Here is an 18,970-nt window from a genome sequence, read left to right as displayed (position 1 = left end):
AGACGGTATTCCGGACTTTCCCCTTTCGAATCGAACCCCGACACCGACACAACACTCACGTGGGGTCACTTCGAAGGGTCGGGAACCCCCGGCGTGCCCTCCGGCACGTCGGACCGACGACGATGCCCCGCCAGGACACACGACGGACGGTTCGAGGCGACGAACGAGCCATCACGGTCACCGATAGCATCGCCGCCGGTTCGCTCGTCGTTCTGGCCGTGGTACTCGCGGCCGGGCTCGGGCTCGGCGTCCTCTTCGCCCCCTCGGAAGGGGGGAACAACGCGACGCGCGCGGACTTTTCCTACCAGCATTTCTCGGAGGATTCGGTGCTGGTCGTGACGTTCGTGGAAGGCGATTCGATCCAGGCAGGGGACCTGTCGGTCGTCAGCGGCGAGACCAACCGAACCTGGGCGATGCTGGCCAACACGACCGAGTCCCAGGAGGTCTCCCAGGGCTCGACGGTCCAGTTGACCGGGACTGGCCGGTTCGGCAGGCCCATCACGACGGACACGACGGTCCGGATCGTCTACACCGGCGGGAACGAGACGCGGGTGCTGTCCCGCTGGCCGCCCAACAGCAGCGCGGGATAGAAATACCTTTGCCGGGCGGGTGACGACGCGTCTCTATGCGGGTCTCGGTCGTTCTCTGTACCCACACGCTCGACCGCTACGACGCTTTCACCGAGGCCGCCCACAGCGTCCTCGAACAGACACACGACGACACGGAACTGGTGCTGGTCAGCGACGGCTCCGAGGCCGTCTACGAGCAGTTCCGGACCGACTTCGGTGACCGCGAGGACGTGATCACCCACTGCAACGACGAGAACGTCGGCCTGCTGGAGAGCCGCAACAACGGGGCCGAGGTCGCCACCGGCGACGTGGTCGCGTTCATCGACGACGACGCCGTGGCCGACGAAGACTGGGTCGCCCAGCTCGTCGAAGCCTACGAGTATCGAGACGCCGTCGCCGCCGGCGGGAAGATGACCCCGGAGTGGGTCGCCGGTCGCCCCGCTTTCCTCCCCGAGGAGTTCTACTTCCTCGTCGGCGTCACGCAACGCGGATTCGCGGACGGTCCCGGCGAGGTCCGCAACACCTTCGGCTCGAACATCTCCTTTCGCCGCGACGTGTTCCTCGACCTCGACGGGTTCGACACCGATATCGGGGGTCGGAAGGGCGACGAGAACCTCCAGGGCGGGGAGACCGAACTCTGTGCCCGACTGCGCGAGGCCTACGATGCCGGGGTCTATTACAATCCTGACGCACGCGTCGCGCACAAGGTCTTCGAGTACCGGACGGATCCGAAGTGGCTACTCGACCGCGCGTTCTGGCAGGGCTACTCCAAACGCGGGATGGAAGTCCTGGTCCCCGAGTCGACCGGCGAGGAGTACGACTTCCTCGGCCAGTTGCTCGGCGAGTTCGTCCCCCAGCGACTCCGTGGTCTCGTCACAGAACCGTCCCGCGAGAAGGCGCTCCAGTTCGTCATGCTGTTCGTGTTCACCGCCGCGGTCGGGTTCGGCTATTTCTACGGCGCGACCAAGTGGCGGTGAGTGCAGGGTTCGACCCGCCCCGAGCCGGGGACTGTCGTCGGTACGCTTAAGCGCGCGCCGTCGCTCGACCCGACAATGACAGATGGGGTGACGGACGGCGACGCTGGGGCCGACGGACCGGCGACCCCGACCCTCGCGGACCTCGACGTGGCCGTCGCCCACTGGGGGATCAACGCCTGGGGCGGTGCCGAGTACCTGGTCACCCACCTCGCGGAGGCGCTCGACTGTGACCGGGTGTACACGCTCGGCGAGCCCGACCCCGACGACCCCAATCCCTACGGCGACGTGCAGTTCGTGGACGTGACGCGTGACCTCTCGCCCGCACCGCTCAGACGAGTGCAGGCCAGTGTCGGCCGCGTCTTCGAGTACGCCCTCTGGGAGGACGTGGACTGGCGGGCGTACGGCGATCCGGACGTACTCGTGACCTCTGGCGCGACCACGCGTGCGGTGATTACACCCGACGACACCCTCCACCTGAACTACTGCCACTCGCCGCCGCGGTGGTTCTACGACCTGTATCACGACCGGAAAGAGTCGCTCGTGGGCCAACTCGCCCGCCCACTTGTCCGGTACCTGCGGATGCGCGACGCGACCGTCGACCCGCGCGTCGACGGCTACTTCGCCAACAGTCCGGTCGTCGCCCGCCGCATCCGGAAGTTCTACGACCGGGAGTCCGAGATCCTGTATCCCCCCGTGGATCTCTCGGCCTACGAGGACCGCGGCGACGAGGGCTTCTACCTCCACCTCGGCAGACTCGACGAGGAGAAAGGCGTCCCCGCAGTCGTCGAGGCCTTCGCGGGGAGTGACCACCGCCTCGTGCTGGCGGGCGGCCGCGGCGACGTGGACGACGCCGTGATGGATCGGATTCGCCGCGCCGACGGGATCGACTACCGCGGATTCGTCGACGAAGCCGAGAAGTACGACCTGCTCGCCGCGTGCCGCGCGCTGGTGTTCAACGGCCGCGACGAGGACTTCGGGATCGTCCCCATCGAGGCGAACGCCAGCGGCAAGGCGGTGCTGACTCGCGACGAGGGGTTCCCCGCGATCTTCGTCGACGACGGCGAGAACGGCTACCGACACGACGGGTCGGCCAGGGGCATCCTTGCGGCCATCGAGCGGTTCGAGCGCGACGGAATCGCCGCAGATCTGGGGGAACAGGTCGAAACCTTCTCAACGGACGCCTTCGTTGACCAACTCGAATCGAGTGTCGTCCGGCGGTTCGAACGCTTCCGGGCGACCGGGACACGAGATCATGACTGAGACGATCGTACTCGGCCTGGACGGGGCCAACTGGGCCTTGCTCGAACCCTGGCTCGATGAGGGTCGATTGCCCAACATCGCCGCCCTCCGGGACGAGGGGGTGTGGACGGACATGCACAGCTGTTTCCCGCCGGTTACCTGCCCGAACTGGCGGTGCTACTCGACCGGCAAGAACCCCGGCAAACTCGGCGTGTTCTGGTGGGAGACCATCGACACCGACCGGCGGACGCTGACGACGCCGGACTCCCGCTCGTTCAAGAGCGCGAACTACTGGGACTACCTGAACGACGCGGGGCTGACCGCCGGAATCATGAACCTCCCGATGACCTACCCGCCCTTCGAGGTCGACGAGTTCATGATCGCCGGTGGCCCCGACAGCGAGCCGGAAGGGTACGCCCACCCGCCGGAACTGGGCGACCGGCTCGACATGGAAGGGTACCGCCTCCACCCCGACGTGCCGGTCACCTCGAAGGAGGACCGCGACGCCGCCGACGCCGTCGTCGACCTGATCCGGGAGCGACTCCTCACGTTCCGCGAACGGCTGGACGACACCGACGTGGACGTGGCCCACTGCACCGTCTTCTACGTCAACGTCCTCCAGCACTTCTTCTGGCGCGGGGAGCCGACGCGGCGCGCCTGGGAGGTCATCGACGAACAGATCGGCGCGATCCGCGACTCCCATCCCGACGCCACGCTGTTGTTGATGTCCGATCACGGCTGCAAGGACGTCGACACCGTGTTCTACGTCAACTCCTGGCTCGAAGAACAGGGGTATCTCGTCACCGAAGACACATCGGGCCTGCTCACCGAGTACGGGATCAACAAGGAACGGCTCTCGAAACTCGCACACAGACTCGGCGTTCACGGTCTGGTGACACGGCTGACGCCCGATTCGGTCACCGACCGCCTCCCGGAAGACGACGAGGGGTTCAAACGCGAGCAGAAACTGGAGAAGGTCGACTGGGAGCGGTCGCGCGCCGTCGCCAGCGGGCAGGGCCTCGTCTACGTGATCGACGACGACCCGGAGACGGTCGACGCGCTCGTCGACGACCTCGAATCCCTGACCGACGACGACGGGAACCCAGTCGCTCGGCAGGTGATGCGCCGCGAAGAAGCCTACGACGGCCCCTTCGTCGACGACGCGCCGGAGATCGTGTTCGACCAGCGACCGGGTGTCCACACGAGCGGGGCTATCGGCTCGAATCCCGTGTTCGCTGACGCCGGCCAGTGGGAGGCCGAGAACGTCCGCACCGGCCTGTTTCTGGCCGACGGGCCGGCCGTCGAGGCGACCGGGATCGACGGCCCGATCTCGATTACCGACATCGCGCCGACCGTACTCCACAGCGTCGACTGTGCCGTCCCGACCGACGTGGACGGCAGTCCAGTCCCGCTGTTCGGCGACCGCGAGGTCGAGACCTGCGACCCGCTCCCGTTCGACGCTGTGACCGACGCGGCCCGGGGGGACGTGCAGGACCGCCTCGAAGACCTCGGCTATCTCGAATGACCGTCTGCATCACTGGGGACGTTCACCACGTGTCGATGGCGACCCGCGATCAGGAGTACCTGGAGGGCACGGAAGTCGAGGCGGCCGTCGAGTACGCCGAGATCGCGGCCGAACACGACGTGCCCGTGACGCTGTTCTGTACGGGCAAGTGCATCGACGAGGACCCCGAACGGATGCGAACGCTGGCCGAGATGGACAACGTGGAACTGGGCGGGCACAACTACTGGGCGTTCACGACCCCCGTTCACTCCGCGTGGCGTGCGCTGGGGAAGGTGACCGGCGGACGAATCGGCTCGTGGAACGGGCCCCGCCCGTTCCAGGCCTACGAGATTCGGAAGACGCTCGACGCGTTCGAGCGACTGGGCGTCCGCGTCCGGAGCTGGCGCGACCACGCCTACCGCCACGACCGCCACACCGCCGACCTGCTCTCGCGGTACGGCGTCACGCACTTCTCGGATCACGTCGACCCCGACGGCGAAGTCGGACAGGACGACCGGCTGACGGTGGTCCCGATCAACACGCCGCCCGATCACGAACACGTCTATCACGCGTTCCGGACCCCCGAGTTCGTCGCCGCCGACGACTTCGAGGGACCGTTCGGGACCGAGTCGCGGTCGCCCGCGGACTGGGCCGACTGGGTGCTGGAACGCGTCGAGGACCACCGGGAGTCAGGGACGGTCGCGACCGTCCTGGCCCATCCCGCGTGCATGCAACTCGCGGACGGATTCGAGGCGTTCGAGCGGCTGTGTGACGCGGTCGACCACGGGGTCCACCTCTCGGATGTCGAGGCCTGACTCGGCCACGACGCGACTCGGAATACTTTATCAGACACGCGATTGACGACTGCACCAATGAAGACGTTACTGCTGACCGTCGACGCGCTCCGTGCCGATCACCTCGGTCAGTACGGGTACGAACGCGACACGATGCCGGTGCTGGACGACCTCACGGGGGTAGGGACGCGGTTCGAATCTGCGTTCTCGAACGGGACGTACACCCGCATCTCGGTCCCGTCGTTCCAGACCTCGCGCTACCTGGCCTACGAGAATCTGGACGCCGTTCCGAAGCTCGCGCCGACGCTGGAATCGGGCGGGACAGAGACCGCGGTGATCGGGACACAGACCGGGATCGGGCTCGTCCACGGTGGGTTCGAGTACGGGGAGACCATCGACCTCGGGCGCGACGAGAACTTCGACGAGGCCAACGCCGACCGCCCGCTGACGGAACTGATCGGTTACCGGGTGAACAAGGTCGCGACGTGGATCAGCCAGCAACTCCAGCGTCGCGGTGCCGACAGGCTCTACGACGTGTTGAAGCGGCCCTACCGGACGCTCTATCCGGAGACGCCCTTCGAACACAGCGGCTACACCAGCGCCGAGGTGGTCACCGACCGGGTCATCGACTGGTTCGAGGAGACCGACTGCGAGGACTTCTTCCTGTGGGTCCACTACATGGAGGCCCACCGCCCGTACGGCGTCCACGACGACGACCCGGCCTACCACGACGGGGCGGTCGACCAGGAGCGCGTCCGTGAACTGATGAAGACGGCCGGGACCGACCCCGACGCCGTCTCCGAGTCCGAGCGCCAGTTGATGGTCGACCTCTACGATTCGGACGTTCGCTACTGCTCGCGACACATCGCTCGACTGTTCGACTACCTCCGCGACCGGGGGCTCTGGGACGAGACGAACCTGCTGTTCTCCAGCGACCACGGCGAGGAGTTCTACGAACACGGGAACTACTTCCACCGGAACTACCCCTACGACGAACTCATCCACGTGCCCCTGATCGCCAAGCGGGCGGACGACCCCGCGGGCGGCGCGACCGTCACCGAACAGCGCCAGTTGCTCGACCTGGCACCGACGATCTGCCAGTTCCACGGCCTCGACCCCGACGCGTACGACTTCCAGGGGACGCCGCTGTTCGAGGGCGACGGACGCGAGGTCGTCACGCTCGGCCAGCCCAACGACCGGGACCCGGCCGTCGCGGTGCGTCACGACGGCTGGAAGTACATCGACACCGGCGACGACGAACGACTGTACGACCTGACCGCCGACCCGGCCGAGACCGAGAACGTCGTCGACGACAACCCGGACGTGGCCGCCCGACTCGCACGGTCGATCCCCGACTCCGTGCTCGACCGCGACGTGGAGGACCCGCGAGAGCCGGAAGACGAGGTGGACCGCGAACAACTCGAAGCCCTGGGCTACATGGAACTGCGCGAGGAGGAGTAGGGCCCGTTCACGCGAGACGTTTCCGAGATTTTATCATTCTCTCCGGAGTACGGCTCCACCGATGGATACGGGAGTGCTCTACGTCGCGACCGGTGACGAGTACGTCGCGGAGGCGAAACGTTCGGCCGAGACGCTCCGGGACGCGATGCCGGACGTATCGGTGACGCTCGTCACGGACGGCGACCTCGAGTCGCCCCTGTTCGACCGCGTGATCCGGATGTCCGATCCGGCGTACAGCTACGTCGACAAGATCACGGGCATGGAACTGTCGCCGTACGACCGGACGGTGTTTCTCGACACCGACGTGTACGTCGCCGACGCGGTCGACGAGCTGTTCGAGATGCTCGACGGGGTCGACATCGCGGCCGCCGTCGCCCCGAACCGCGACCTCAACACGACCAATCCCGGCGTCCCAGCCTCCTTCCCCGAGTACAACACCGGGGTGCTTCCGTACACCGACGCGGCGAGCGACCTGCTCGACGAGTGGAAACGCCTCTACCAGGCCGATCACAAGCACGACCAGCCCGCGTTTCGCGAGGCGGCGTACGAGAGCGACCTGCGGATCGCGACGCTCCCCCGGGAGTACAACTGTCTGTACGGCGCACCCGGGCACCTGGTCAACGACGTGAAGATCCTCCACGGCAACATCGCGTACACCGAGTACCCGTCGGATCGCCGGTTCCCCCGCCTCGCGAAACTCTGGTACTGGGGCGGTGCCGAACGGGTCCTCGACGACCTCAACTCCTGCTCGTCACACCGGCACTACCACCGTCACGGATCGACGGCGTGTCGCGACGTCACCACGTGGAACCGGTTCGTCCTCTCGGTTCGGCGGCACGGACTCGGCGCGACGGCTCGACGGATGGCCGCTATCCTCGCGGAGAAAGTATCGTAGTCACGGTGGGTTTTTTAGCACCCCTCCGAATGACGCTTACAATGAGAGCCGCGAGTCCGGCGGTGGGGGGCCGACGATGAAGGCAGTCATTCCGACGGCTGGCGAGGGAACACGCCTCTACCCCCACACGCACACGAAGCCGAAACCGATGGTCCGTGTCGCAGGGAAACCGATACTGGGACACATCCTCTCGAAGCTCGCCCGGACGAGCGTCGACTCGGTCGTCCTGGTCGTCGGTGGACGGATGCAGACGCAGGTCATCGACTACGCGGAGGCCGCCTTCGGTGACCGGTTCGAGCTAACCTTCGTCGAACAGGAGACTCCGGAGGGGCTCGGCCACAGTATCTATCAGGCAGAACCGGTCGCCCGTGGTGACGACCTCCTCATCGCGCTGGGCGACATGCTGTTCCAGCGTGGGTACCGGGAGTTCCTGGAGGCACACGCCTCGCTCGAAACCGCCGACGCCAGTATCGGCGTCAAGCGCGTGGCGGAGCCACAGCACTACGGTATCGCGAGCGTCAGTGACGGGCGCGTGACCGGCCTCGTCGAGAAACCCGACGACCCCGAGTCGAACCTCGCGATCAGCGGCGTCTACATCGTGGAGGACTCCGAGGGGCTGTTCGACGCGCTGGCCCACCTCGTCGAGAACGATATCCGCGGTGCGGGGAACGAGTATCAGCTCACCGACGCGCTGGCGCGAATGGTCGATCAGGGCGCGACGATCCGGACGTTCGAGGTCGAGGACTGGTACGACTGTGGCCGTCCGGAGACGCTCCTGGAGGCCAACCGCGTCCTGCTCGACGACATCGACACGGACGGCGCGGCGGACGCGACGGAGACGGTCGTCCGCGAGCCCGTCGACATCGGCGACGACGTGACCATCGAGGGGAGCGTCGTCGGCCCGTACGTCAGTATCGACGACGGGGCGACGGTCGTCGACAGCATCCTGCGAGACGGGATCGTCGGCCGCGATTCGACGCTCCGGACGGTGAACCTCGCGGAGAGCATCATCGGTGACAACAGTACGGTGACCGGCAGTACCAACCATCTCAACGTCGGCGACAACAGCACACTCGATTTCTCATGACGAAGCCACACGCAATCGTCACCGGCGCGGCAGGGTTCGTCGGGAGTCACCTGGTCGACCGACTCCTCGACGACGGGTATCGGGTGACGGGACTCGACAACCTGAGTAGCGGACGCGCGACCAACGTGGCGCACCTGTCCGACGACGACGCGTTCGGGCTCCTCGAACGGGACATCACGGAACCGCTCCCGGAGTTCGATACGGTCGACACCGTGTACCACTTCGCGTCCCGGGCCAGTCCGGTCGACTTCGAGTCCCATCCGATAGACATCGCGATGACGAACTCGCTGGGCGCGCACAACGTCTTCGAACTCGCGGTCGAGACCGACGCGACCGTGGTCCTGGCGTCGACCAGCGAAGTCTACGGTGATCCGGAGCGCCACCCGCAGAGCGAGGCGTACAACGGGAACGTCGATCCGCGTGGCCCACGCGCCCCCTACGACGAGGGCAAGCGGTTCGCGGAAGCCCTCGCGACGGCCTACCGGACCGAACACGACCTGGACGTTCGGACGCTCCGGATCTTCAACACGTACGGGCCGCGGATGCGACTGGACGACGGCCGTGTGATGCCGACGTTCCTCAAACAGGCGCTCCGGGGCGACGACCTCACCGTCCACGGCGACGGGTCCCAGACGCGGAGCTTCTGTTACGTGTCCGACCTGATCGAGGGCGTCGTCCGGCTCGGCACCCGCGAGGGCCTCGACGGCGTCGTGGTCAACGTCGGCAGTACCGACGAAGTCTCGATCCGGACGCTCGCCGAGACGATTCTGGAGCTGATCGACACCGAGTCGGAGCTGACCTTCGAGCCCCGGCCCGTCGACGACCCCGATCTGCGCCGCCCCGACATCGACCGGGCGCAGGAGGTCCTCGGGTGGAGTCCGTCGGTCTCCCTCGAAGACGGACTGGTGCGGATGCTCGACGACTTCCGGGACCGGATCGACGAGTGACTGACCGCGCGATGGGAAAAAGCTCATCACGGCGTCGAATAGAAGTCAACCCACGATGACTGTCGACAACGTGCTTCTCGTCACTATCGATAGTCTCCGCTACGACCGGGTACTGGGCGACAGGGGGGTCGATCCGGCACCGACGATCTCGCGTCTCGCGGAGTCAGGCACGTCGTTCACGAACGCGTTCTCGAACGGCCCGAACACGCCGACGAGTTTTCCGTCGATCCTGACGAGTACCTACCCGCTGATGTACGGCGGCTACGACTATCTCGACGACCGCCGACCGTTCCTCTCGGAGACGCTGGCCGACGCCGGCCTCTCCACCGTGGGCTACCACTCGAATCCGCATCTCGGACCACAACAGAACTACAACAGCGGCTTCCAGAACTTCAACGACGGTGCCGAGGAGGACGACGACGCACGGACGATCAAGAACTTCGTCGACGCGAACCTCGACCCCGACTCTCGCCTCTATCGCCTCCTCCGTCGCGTCTGGCACTACTTCACGATGAAGACGGACAGTTCGGCTTACGTGAAAGCGCCCGAGATCACCGACCGGGCCATCGACTGGCTCGACGACACCTGGGACGGCGAGACGCCGTATTTCATGTGGCTCCACTACATGGACGTCCACTACCCGTTCACGCCGCCGGACGAGTTCGTCTCGGAGATCGGGGCGGAGCCACCGTCGACCCGCCGGACCGCCGATCTCAACGGCAAGATGCAGGAGAACCCCGAGCAACTCTCCGAGGCCGACCGCGGGACCCTGCTCGACCTCTACGACGGCGAGATCCGGTACATGGACCACCACCTCGGTCGGCTGGTCGACAGGCTGGAGGCGCTGGACGAACGGGAGAACACGGCTATCGTCGTGACCGCCGACCACGGGGAGGCGTTCGGCGAACACGACCGGTACGGCCACCACGAGTACATGTACGACGAGCTGATGCACGTTCCGCTGGTCGTCGACGTGCCGGGCCGGGCGGGCCGGACCGTCGAGGAACAGGTCTCGCTGATCGACATCGGCCCGACGGTGTGTGATCTCGTCGGCACCGATGTTCCGGAGGCCGTGCAGGGCGAGAGTCTCGATCCGTACCTCAGCGGCGAGTCTTCGGAAGATCGGACCCTCATCGGAACCTCCTCACAGGGGGACCGGCTGGCCGTCCGGACGCCGTCGTGGAAGTTCCTCTGGCATCGCGCGGACGAGCGGGTCGAACTCTACGATCTGGAGAGCGACCCCGAGGAGCGTCGGGACGTGAGCGACGACCGGCCGGAGGAAGTGTCGCGATTCCGCGAGCGACTGGAGGAGTATCTGGAAGAAGCGGCCGCGACGAACACCGAGCTACCCGACATCGACGAGAGTCCCGAGACGAAACAGCGACTGAAAGACCTCGGCTACGTCGACTAGAGGTAGCCCAGATCCTCGAGCCGGTCCTGTACCTGCTCGCCGCTCGCTTCGCTGGTCTCGCCCGCGCGAATCTCGCGGCGCTCGCCGTCGAGAACTGCCCACGGTATTTCGACGAGCCCCGGGAGCCGGAGCCGCGGCTTGTGGCCGCCCAGGCCCAGTTTGTGGGCGAGTCCGGTGGCGTGGGCCTGCCCGTGATCGGCCGTGATAACGGTCCTGCCGGGGACCTTTTCCACGATATCGTCGGCGTACGGGAGGACGTATTCGAGGTTCTCGGTGTAGGCCTGCCAGTACTCGCCGTCGTCCGCGTAGTCGCCTTGCTTCTCGGCCCCGATGAACGGCCCGTGCGGTTGCATGAAGTGGACGATCAGCCGCTTGTCGGGGAACTCCTCGTGGGCTTCGATGGCGGCGTCGCGGACGACTTCGGGGCGGACGACGCCCGCGTCGTCGTCGAAGTCCGTCTCCCAGAGTTCGACCACGTGGTGGAAGGCGTCGCCGGCTTCGAGTGCGGTGTGCGGATTGGCCGAGACGTACACCGTGTCCCCGAACGAACCCCCCTGGAAGTTCCGGCGGGTCCACTCGCTGGAGTGGCTCCCGAGGCTGACGCGTGACTGGTACTCGTCGAAGCGGTCGAGGTCGACGGTCCGCTCGAAGTAGTCCGCCCGACAGGCGTCGAGGACGATCATCGTATCCCAGTCCTCGTCCATGACGCGGACGGCTTCGCCGTACCCGGGATACCCCGGATAGAGCCTGGTCGCCGTGCCGAAGACGAACGGGACGAACACCCGGTTTCGCCACCAGTTGAGCGAGGTGAAGTTCTTGCGCACCTCGGAGAGGGCGTGTCGCGGATCGAGACCCATCATGCGTAGGTGTCAGAGCGGCCGATTTAGGTGTGTTGGTTTCCCGAACGGTCCCGACTGGTCCGTCAGTTCGCGAGCCAGCGGATGAGCCCGTCGACCCGGCCCAGCGGGAGCCCGTACTGTTCCTCGGCCGAGCGGATGATCATCACGTCCGTCTCCGAGAGCCCGAAGACCAGCAACACCGCGACGACGTAGGCGGTGGCAGTCACGCCCGTGATCCCGACGAGCCAGAGGAAGGTTCCGGGCGTCGCCGGCGCGACGACCGTCCAGACGACTGCCAGGAAGGGGACGGCGAGGGTGACCGACCGGGTGGCGCGCCAGGACAGCGGCGTCTCGTCCAGCGCGAGGTAGACCTGGATCGCGGCCAGCCCGTCCCGGAGGAGGAAGGAGGCGGTCGTCGCGACGGCTGCGCCGACGATGCCCATGCGCGGGATGAGGACGAGGTTGAGGCCGAGGTTCGTGACGGCCGCGATGGCACTGTTGACCGAGAGTACCTTCGAGCGGCCGACCGCCTCCAGGATCGAATTGTGGATGCTCAGGACGTTCTTCACGGCGAATCCGACGGCGAGAATCGTCAGCACCGTCCCGCCCGCGGCGTACTTCGAACCGTAGATGACGTCGATGAAGTCGGTCGCGAACACGCCCAGGGGCACCAGGGCACACACGCTGGCGACGAGCAACCACCGCACGACCGCCCGGAACATCGCCATCACGTCCTCGACGGCACCGTCGCTCTCCAGCCGGCTCGCGATGGGCGAGCCGAGAAAGTTCACCGCCGTCGAGAACATGCCCATGAAGCTCACGGCCGCGTAGGCGACGCCGTAGACGCCGGTCGCCGCGTCACCGATGAAGTACAGGACGAGGAAGATGTCGATGCTCCGGTAGACGAAACTCGACACACCGGTCACGGTGAACGGCAGGGAGTAGCGGGTCAGTTCCTCGATCCGGTCGCGGTCGAAGTCGGTGCGGGTACGCGGGAGCGTCCGGTGTAACAGGACGAGTCCGATAGTCGCGCTGACGACGTAGGGGACGGCGTAGGCCCCGGCCAGTCCGGCCTGGTCGGCACCGTAGAGGACGGCGGTGACGACGAGGCCGATGCGGACGATGGGGTGGACGATGTTCTTGACCAGCACCCAGTATGTCGACCGCTCCTGACCGCGGATGCCGCCGACCGCGACGTTCAACAGCGTCGCGAACGGGATCGCGGCACCGAACACCCGAATACTGACCGTGACGTTTGGGTTTCCGAACACTTCGCTGGCGATGAAGCCGGCGTTCGTCGCGACGGCGACACCCAGCGCCGTCGAGGTCACCAGCGACAGGCCGACGGTCACCAGTGCGAGCATGCGCTTCTCGCCCGTTTCGACCCGCGGAAGGTACCGCGTCAGTCCCGACGCCAGGCCCAGGCCGGCGACGATGGCCCCGATATCCAGCAGTGCCGTGCCCGCAGTCAGGCCACCGAAGTCGGCGGCCGAGAGGTAGCGCGCGGCGACGACCTGCGCGACGAACGCGATGAGCAACTCCAGGAACAGCCCGATGGTGACGACGCTCGCCCCCTTGACCACGTCGCGGATCGCCTGGTCGATGTCCGTCATTCGATCACCTGCCGCAGGTACCGCTCGTACCGCTCGTACAGCGCCGGCCACGAGAACTCGGTCTCGACGGCCGCCCGGCCCTGCCGCTCCAGACGGTCCCGCTCCCCCGCGTCCGCCGCCAGTCGGTCCAGCGCGTCCGCCAGTCCCTTCGGGTCGTGGGGGTCACAGAGCAGACCCGTCTCGCCGTCCTCGATCACTTCCGGGACACCGCCGACGCGGGTGGCGACGACCGGCGTGGCCGTCGCCTGCGCTTCGAGGACGACGCGGGGCAGTCCCTCGGTGTGAGAGGGGAGCGCGAACGCGTCGAACTCGTGGTACAGCGCCGGGATCTGTTCGTACGGGACGGAGCCGAGGAAGGTCGCCTGCTCGCCGACCCGTGCGTCGAGCCGGTCGCGTTCCGGCCCGTCGCCGGCGACCAGCAGGTGCCAGTCCCGTTCCGTCCGGTCCAGCGCGTCCGCCAGGTCGTCGAGGCCCTTGTAGGGCTGGAGGCCGCCGACGTAACCGACCACGAGTCCGTCATCCGACGGGAGCGGGTCCCGGAACCGGTCGGCCAGCGGCGTCGGCACCCGGTCCGGGTGGAACCGGTCCACGTCGACGGCGTTGCGAACGTCGAAGATCCGGTCGGGAGCGACACCACGCTCCCGCAACTGGTCGCCGATATGCGCACAGACGACGAAGTAGCCGTCGTGCGGGGCGCGGAGCCGCGCGCCGAACGACGCCAGGTCGAGGCGTCCCGTCAGGCCCTCGACCGGCGGGTCGAGACTCGACCCGACGTGGACGACGTGGGGGACGCCCAGCCGGCGGGCGGCGAACAGCCCGGGGAGGTAGGTCTTGCGCGTCTTCGAGACGATCACGTCCACGTTCCGTCGGTCGCCGACCCGGACGGCGTGGCCGAGCGTCCGGAGCGGTCCGTCGACGAATCGGGTCCGAGGCGACACCGAGAGCTGGAACGGGCGTTCCGGCGCGTCGTTCCAGTCGACCAGTGTCACGTCGTGGCCCCGGTCACGCAGGCCGGTGACGACGTTCCGGACGTGAATCGCGCCCCCTCGGACCATCGCGTCTGAAAAGGAGATGGCCTCTTCTGTGAGATAGAGGACGCGCATGTTCCGAGACGTGGAGGGGCAGCTAATATATCCCGCGGTCCGCGCCGGTCAGTCCGGGTACTCGGCGACGCTCTCGTGTTCCCAGACGAGGTCGAAGTACCGCTGGAGGCCGGCGACGAACGACCCGTTGTCGGTCAGTGCGGCCTGGCGCATGTGGAGGGGCACGTCTTTCTCCTCGACGAGGATGATCGCGCGTCCGGTCTCGTAGTCCATGCTGGGATCGGCGACGGTCCCGCGCCAGGGGAGCTGTTCGCTGCTGAACCGCAGGTCGACGGAGGGGTAGGTCGCCCTGATCTCCGCGACGATCTCGGCCTGGATCGGCCGGTTCTCGGCTTCCAGCAGGTCCGGGTGGAGAAAGAGCGCGTCCACGTCGATCCCGCGGTCGATGGCGTCCTCGAAGGCCGGCCGAACCGAGTCGAAGTACTCGAAGCTCTTGGTGATGATCCGGACCCGTTCGTCGGCCTCGTGGTAGAGCTGGCGGGTCTCGCGCTCGCTGGGCTGGCCCACGTCGACGACGTGGAACAGTTCTTCGGTCGGCGTGATGTCTTCGCTGGCGCGCTCGAAGCGGGGCTGGAACTCCGCGAGGAACTCCTCACGTACGGCCTCGAGTTCCTGGACGAACCCCTCGAACTCCTGGCGGCGGTTCTCTTTGGCCCGATCCAGGATCGCGTCGGGCGATTTGGGCTGGTACTCCTTGGGCCGACCGGGGATGATCTTGATGAACCCGCGATCCGACAGCGAGTCCAGCACGCCGTAGATGCGGGCCTTCGGGATGCCCGTCGCCTGTGCCAGGTTCGGAGCCGTCGTCCGGCCCAGCGTCAGCAACTCCTGCAACGCCGTCGCCTCGTACTCGGTCAGGCCGAGCCGATCCAGCAGGCCGACCGCTTCGTCGGTCATACCTCGGCCTGTGGCCGGCCGGCCTTGTAAACTCGCCGAAAGGTATTTATCGCTCGTCCACGAACCAGTTACTCACAGACTGAGTAACCATGTCGGACGACCTTGCACAACAGGACGCGGACGAGCATCTGGACGACGTGAGCGACGGGTGCGGGTGTACCGAAATGTGGGAACACATGAGCGAACACCGCGACGAGGAGTGAGGACCGCGCCGCCACGGGTCGGTTCGGGAGTCGGGAACCGTACCTTTTTGCGCCCACCGTAACGATAGAGCGACGATGCCCGACCGCTCGGAGGTCTGTGTGCTGGTGCCGACGCTCAACGAGGCCGAGACTATCGGCACGGTCCTCGAATCCTTCTCCGAGCACGGCTTCGAGAACATCCTCGTGATCGACGGCGACTCCACCGACGGGACGCGCGAGATCGCCCGCGACCACGGGGCCCGAGTCATCGTCCAGTCGGGGACGGGGAAGGGGCAGGCAGTCCGCGAGGCGCTCCGCCACATCGAGGCGCCGTACGTCCTGATGCTGGACGGCGACGCCACGTACCGCGTCGAGGACGCCGAGGCGATGCTGGAACCGCTGTTTTCCGGGCGGGCCGAACACGTCATCGGCGACCGGTTCGCCGACATGGAGTCGGGCGCGATGTCCCGGCTCAACAGGACGGGCAACCGGATCATCAACCGGGCGTTCCGCTGGATTCACGGCCGGAACCTCGAAGACATCCTGAGCGGCTATCGCGCCTTCACCCGCGAGTCGGCCGAGCGACTCACCCTGACGGAATCGGGCTTCGGGATCGAGACCGAGATGGCCGTCGAGTGTGTCAAACACGGCGTCCGGACGGAGGTGGTCCCGATCCGGTACGAGGCCCGACCCGACGAGTCCGAGACGAACCTCCACCCGTTCCGGGACGGCGCGACGATCATCCTGACGCTGTACCAGATGGCGAAGACGAACAACCCGCTCTTTTACTTCGGGAGCGTCGGCGCGCTCAGTTCGCTCGTCGGGTTCGTCCTCGGCGGGTACGTCGCCTACGACTGGTTCGTTCCGCCCCGCACGTCACACGAGGTCATCGCCATCGTCAGCGTGTTCTCCATCCTCGTCGGGATTCAGCTCCTGATCTTCGGCGTCCTCTCGGACATGATCGTGGCGCTGAACCGCGAGCAGACCCGCCGGCTCGAAGAACTGGCCGAGCAACTGGGCGGTGAGCGACGCGACACGGTGGCCGAGAACCCCGCCGCACGGGCACCGGCCAGCGGGGCGGCCGACGCGGACGGCGACCCGGAGGCCGAGGAACTCGCGTCCGCCGGCGACCGCGATTAGAAGGGGACGAGCGCCCGCAACTGCATCAGGACACTCGAGGAGGCCGATTCGCGCATCTCCTCGAACACGGGATGGAGCGCGTTCAGCAGTTCCTGCTCGGTCTCGAAGTACTCCTTGCCCGAGCGGTCGATGGCCTCCGCGACGGTGACCTTGTTCCCGGTCGCGTTGTAGGGAATCTTGCGGTCGCCGAGTGCGGCGACGATGCTGTCTTTGTCCGCCGGGAACGCCACCCCTGCCTCCGAGAGCCGGGCGTCCAGCGCCGCGATGCCGAACTCGATGGCATCCGGTTCGTCGTCGTCCTGTTGTGGTGGCCGAACTCCCATCGTCCTCACTTTCGCTTCCAGCCCCGAAAACCCTATCCCTCGCTCCGACACGAACCGGACCGTTGACAGATCGGCTCCGGACAACACAATCCATATCCGAACGGTCGACCTGCACGTCCACATGACAGACTACACCACCGTCTCGATCCCCCAGGACCTGGCCGACAGCGTCGAGGAGACCATCGAGGGCACCAGCTTTTCGAGTACGAGCGACCTGGTGCGGTTCCTGCTCCGGAGTATCGTCATTCAACACGAGAGACGCGGCGAACTCACCGAGTCGGAGTTCCAGGAGATCACCGAACAGCTGCAAGATCTAGGTTATCTGGACTAGGCGACCCGTTCCTCGGGCGGTTCGGCGTCGACGATCTCCAACTCCTTCCGGCGGCCGCTCCGGTCGAACGCCGCCAGTGACTCCTCCTCGTACGGCGGTACAGCCACGAAGACCACTTCGGCGAGGTCGTCCCGCTCGGAGATCGACAGGTCGCCGACGGGATGGGAGACGAACAGCCCCTGCGTCTGTCCCGGGGGCGTTCCGAGGTCGATGCCGAACACTGCACCGACGGACCCCCCGGCTTCGGGCATGTAGAAGTGCGTGAACACCGGGGTCTCCGGGGGCAGGTCGGCGTCGTCGAGGTCGCTCGCCGGTGACACCGAGAGCCGGATCGTGGTCGAGTCCGGATCACGGTCCTCTCCCAGCCTGAGCAGTGTCTCGGCCAACCCCCGAGTGATGTAGACCACGATGGCAGTTCGTGGCACGGCGATTTAATTGCATCGCCATCTCGGTTCCGCAACCGCCGGCCGACGACCCGACGGCGACACGGAACACGCTACCAATCGACTGGAAGGTGGTGTCTCCCTGCCAACACGTTTTTCCCTGTCAAAACATAACACATAACGAACGATGCACGACCTGACCGCGTTCCAGCGCGACGTGCTGTACGTCCTTGCCGGACTCGACGAGGCTTACGGGTTGGCGATCAAGTCCGAACTGGAGGAGTACTACGAAGGTGAGGTCAACCACGGGCGGCTCTACCCGAACCTCGACGATCTGGTCGAGCGCGGCTACGTCGAAAAAGGGCAGATCGACCGCCGGACCAACTCCTACGAGTTGACCGATGCCGGCACGGAGACCCTCTCGGAACGCCGGGAGTGGGAGGACTCCTACCTCGACGACCTGGAGGTCGTGACAGCGTGAGTCAGCCGAAGACGAACTCCTTGCCGATCTTCGCGTAGAGCGCGGGCGTCCGGGAGCGCGATCCCGACACCGCGTCGTGGAGCGCCTCGGCCGCGTCCTCGTGAATCCCGGTCCCGTGTCCGACCAGCACCGTCCCGGGCGAGAAGCGCTTGAGCTTCGTCGGTGGTTTGAGCCGGAGCGCCGGGTGAACGCCCAGGCGTTCCGAGGACGACAGGAAGTAACTCGCCGTCCCGACCGATTCCGGGACGAGCAACTCGTCGTGGTCCTCGATGGAGACGGCGGCCTCCTGCCAGAATCGGTTGTCGATGAGTTTGTGAACTCCGACCCCCGTGTCTTCGAGTTCGACGTGGACACGTTCGACCGGCGCGTCGAGTTCGCCGGCGACACCATCCATCCAGTCGGGCACGTACACCGGTACGTCGTGTCTGTTGGCGACTTCGGCCGAATCCCGTTTGTGTCGGTCCAGCAGGATCAGGACGCCCGCGACCTCGCCCAGATCCGCGAGCAGGTCGTCGAGTCCGTCCACGTCGACCGGATCGACGACGTACACGTCCCCGTCGACCTCGAAGGCGTGGCTCGCCCGCTGCATTCGCTCGTTGGGATAGGCCATCCACCCGACGCCGTGTTCGCGGCGGTCGATCTCGCGATACTCCGTCGCCGGCCCCGAGCCTTTCATCGGCATATACCCGTCGTACGGGGCCACGACTCAAAAATAATCGTAAACTGGCAACGATCCCTCGGCCGTTGGCTACCAGTGTAAACTCCGAATCCCGGCCGGGAGTCGGCACGGCATT

The 18,970-nt window shown here is 66.4% G+C and carries 20 protein-coding genes; 13 read left to right on the top strand and 7 right to left on the bottom strand.

Features of this window, described 5'->3' with window-relative positions:
* Positions 1–122 precede the first annotated feature (122 nt).
* The 10 genes from ACOZ4N_RS05935 (at position 123) to ACOZ4N_RS05890 (ending at position 10,884) form a co-directional block, all read left to right on the top strand.
* A complete protein-coding gene (locus ACOZ4N_RS05935; RefSeq protein ID WP_424019010.1) occupies positions 123–590 on the top strand; it encodes a hypothetical protein in 468 nt (155 codons plus the stop codon).
* Positions 591–625: 35 nt separating this feature from the next.
* Entirely contained in the window at positions 626–1,546 is a 921-nt protein-coding gene (gene aglG / locus ACOZ4N_RS05930; protein ID WP_424019009.1) for a glucosyl-dolichyl phosphate glucuronosyltransferase, read from the top strand.
* 75 nt (positions 1,547–1,621) lie between these two features.
* Positions 1,622–2,806: a glycosyltransferase gene (locus ACOZ4N_RS05925; protein WP_424019008.1), complete on the top strand. Its 1,185-nt coding sequence runs from the start codon at positions 1,622–1,624 to the stop codon at positions 2,804–2,806.
* Positions 2,799–4,310: an alkaline phosphatase family protein gene (locus ACOZ4N_RS05920; protein ID WP_424019007.1), complete on the top strand. Its 1,512-nt coding sequence runs from the start codon at positions 2,799–2,801 to the stop codon at positions 4,308–4,310. The genes ACOZ4N_RS05925 and ACOZ4N_RS05920 overlap by 8 nt, the downstream gene beginning before the upstream one ends.
* Positions 4,307–5,104 carry a hypothetical protein gene (locus tag ACOZ4N_RS05915; RefSeq protein WP_424019006.1) on the top strand — a complete coding sequence of 266 codons (798 nt, stop codon included), beginning with the start codon at positions 4,307–4,309 and terminating at the stop codon, positions 5,102–5,104. Before ACOZ4N_RS05920 ends, ACOZ4N_RS05915 begins: the two co-directional genes overlap by 4 nt.
* Positions 5,105–5,161: 57 nt before the next feature.
* Entirely contained in the window at positions 5,162–6,544 is a 1,383-nt protein-coding gene (locus ACOZ4N_RS05910) for a sulfatase (protein ID WP_424019005.1), read from the top strand.
* A gap of 61 nt (positions 6,545–6,605) precedes the next feature.
* Positions 6,606–7,439 carry a hypothetical protein gene (locus tag ACOZ4N_RS05905; RefSeq protein ID WP_424019004.1) on the top strand — a complete coding sequence of 278 codons (834 nt, stop codon included), beginning with the start codon at positions 6,606–6,608 and terminating at the stop codon, positions 7,437–7,439.
* A 76-nt stretch (positions 7,440–7,515) separates the two neighbouring features.
* The gene (locus tag ACOZ4N_RS05900; RefSeq protein ID WP_424019003.1) at positions 7,516–8,526 is read left to right on the top strand and encodes a sugar phosphate nucleotidyltransferase; all 1,011 of its coding nucleotides are present in this window, start codon (positions 7,516–7,518) and stop codon (positions 8,524–8,526) included.
* The gene (locus ACOZ4N_RS05895) at positions 8,523–9,473 is read left to right on the top strand and encodes an NAD-dependent epimerase/dehydratase family protein (RefSeq protein WP_424019002.1); all 951 of its coding nucleotides are present in this window, start codon (positions 8,523–8,525) and stop codon (positions 9,471–9,473) included. The genes ACOZ4N_RS05900 and ACOZ4N_RS05895 overlap by 4 nt, the downstream gene beginning before the upstream one ends.
* Before the next feature lie 55 nt (positions 9,474–9,528).
* Positions 9,529–10,884: a sulfatase-like hydrolase/transferase gene (locus ACOZ4N_RS05890; protein ID WP_424019001.1), complete on the top strand. Its 1,356-nt coding sequence runs from the start codon at positions 9,529–9,531 to the stop codon at positions 10,882–10,884.
* On the opposite strand, the gene ACOZ4N_RS05885 is transcribed toward ACOZ4N_RS05890, so the two are convergent.
* The 4 genes from ACOZ4N_RS05885 to ACOZ4N_RS05870 form a co-directional block, all read right to left on the bottom strand.
* Positions 10,881–11,741, bottom strand: coding sequence for a hypothetical protein (locus ACOZ4N_RS05885; protein ID WP_424019000.1), 861 nt, complete (start codon positions 11,739–11,741; stop codon positions 10,881–10,883). The genes ACOZ4N_RS05890 and ACOZ4N_RS05885 overlap by 4 nt on opposite strands.
* A gap of 65 nt (positions 11,742–11,806) precedes the next feature.
* Positions 11,807–13,336, bottom strand: a complete 1,530-nt coding sequence (locus ACOZ4N_RS05880) for an oligosaccharide flippase family protein (RefSeq protein WP_424018999.1) — start codon at positions 13,334–13,336, stop codon at positions 11,807–11,809.
* Positions 13,333–14,439: a glycosyltransferase family 4 protein gene (locus ACOZ4N_RS05875; protein ID WP_424018998.1), complete on the bottom strand. Its 1,107-nt coding sequence runs from the start codon at positions 14,437–14,439 to the stop codon at positions 13,333–13,335. The genes ACOZ4N_RS05880 and ACOZ4N_RS05875 overlap by 4 nt, the downstream gene beginning before the upstream one ends.
* A gap of 48 nt (positions 14,440–14,487) precedes the next feature.
* On the bottom strand, positions 14,488–15,336 hold the full coding sequence (locus ACOZ4N_RS05870) for a TrmB family transcriptional regulator (protein WP_424018997.1): 849 nt from the start codon (positions 15,334–15,336) through the stop codon (positions 14,488–14,490).
* A 278-nt stretch (positions 15,337–15,614) separates the two neighbouring features.
* Between ACOZ4N_RS05870 and aglJ the strand changes: the two genes are divergently transcribed.
* Complete coding sequence (gene aglJ / locus ACOZ4N_RS05865; RefSeq protein WP_424018996.1) at positions 15,615–16,658, top strand: S-layer glycoprotein N-glycosyltransferase AglJ; 1,044 nt, start codon at positions 15,615–15,617, stop codon at positions 16,656–16,658.
* Here aglJ and ACOZ4N_RS05860 read toward each other — a convergent pair.
* Positions 16,655–16,981, bottom strand: coding sequence for a hypothetical protein (locus ACOZ4N_RS05860; RefSeq protein WP_424018995.1), 327 nt, complete (start codon positions 16,979–16,981; stop codon positions 16,655–16,657). The two genes, aglJ and ACOZ4N_RS05860, sit on opposite strands and share 4 nt — an antisense overlap.
* A gap of 121 nt (positions 16,982–17,102) precedes the next feature.
* Here ACOZ4N_RS05860 and ACOZ4N_RS05855 point away from each other — a divergent pair, with 121 nt between their 5' ends.
* Complete coding sequence (locus ACOZ4N_RS05855) at positions 17,103–17,312, top strand: ribbon-helix-helix domain-containing protein (protein WP_424018994.1); 210 nt, start codon at positions 17,103–17,105, stop codon at positions 17,310–17,312.
* Here ACOZ4N_RS05855 and ACOZ4N_RS05850 read toward each other — a convergent pair.
* Entirely contained in the window at positions 17,309–17,719 is a 411-nt protein-coding gene (locus ACOZ4N_RS05850; protein WP_424018993.1) for a hypothetical protein, read from the bottom strand. The two genes, ACOZ4N_RS05855 and ACOZ4N_RS05850, sit on opposite strands and share 4 nt — an antisense overlap.
* Positions 17,720–17,882: 163 nt before the next feature.
* Between ACOZ4N_RS05850 and ACOZ4N_RS05845 the strand changes: the two genes are divergently transcribed.
* On the top strand, positions 17,883–18,176 hold the full coding sequence (locus tag ACOZ4N_RS05845) for a PadR family transcriptional regulator (RefSeq protein ID WP_424018992.1): 294 nt from the start codon (positions 17,883–17,885) through the stop codon (positions 18,174–18,176).
* 1 nt (position 18,177) lies between these two features.
* On the opposite strand, the gene ACOZ4N_RS05840 is transcribed toward ACOZ4N_RS05845, so the two are convergent.
* Complete coding sequence (locus tag ACOZ4N_RS05840) at positions 18,178–18,858, bottom strand: hypothetical protein (RefSeq protein WP_424018991.1); 681 nt, start codon at positions 18,856–18,858, stop codon at positions 18,178–18,180.
* Between the last annotated feature and the right edge of the window lie 112 nt (positions 18,859–18,970).

Source organism: Halorientalis pallida (genome assembly GCF_049605515.1).
GTDB classification, from domain to species: Archaea; Halobacteriota; Halobacteria; order Halobacteriales; family Haloarculaceae; genus Halorientalis; species Halorientalis pallida_A.
The sequence above is the reverse complement of the archived record's forward strand: the minus strand, read 5'-3'. Positions and strand labels throughout refer to the sequence as shown.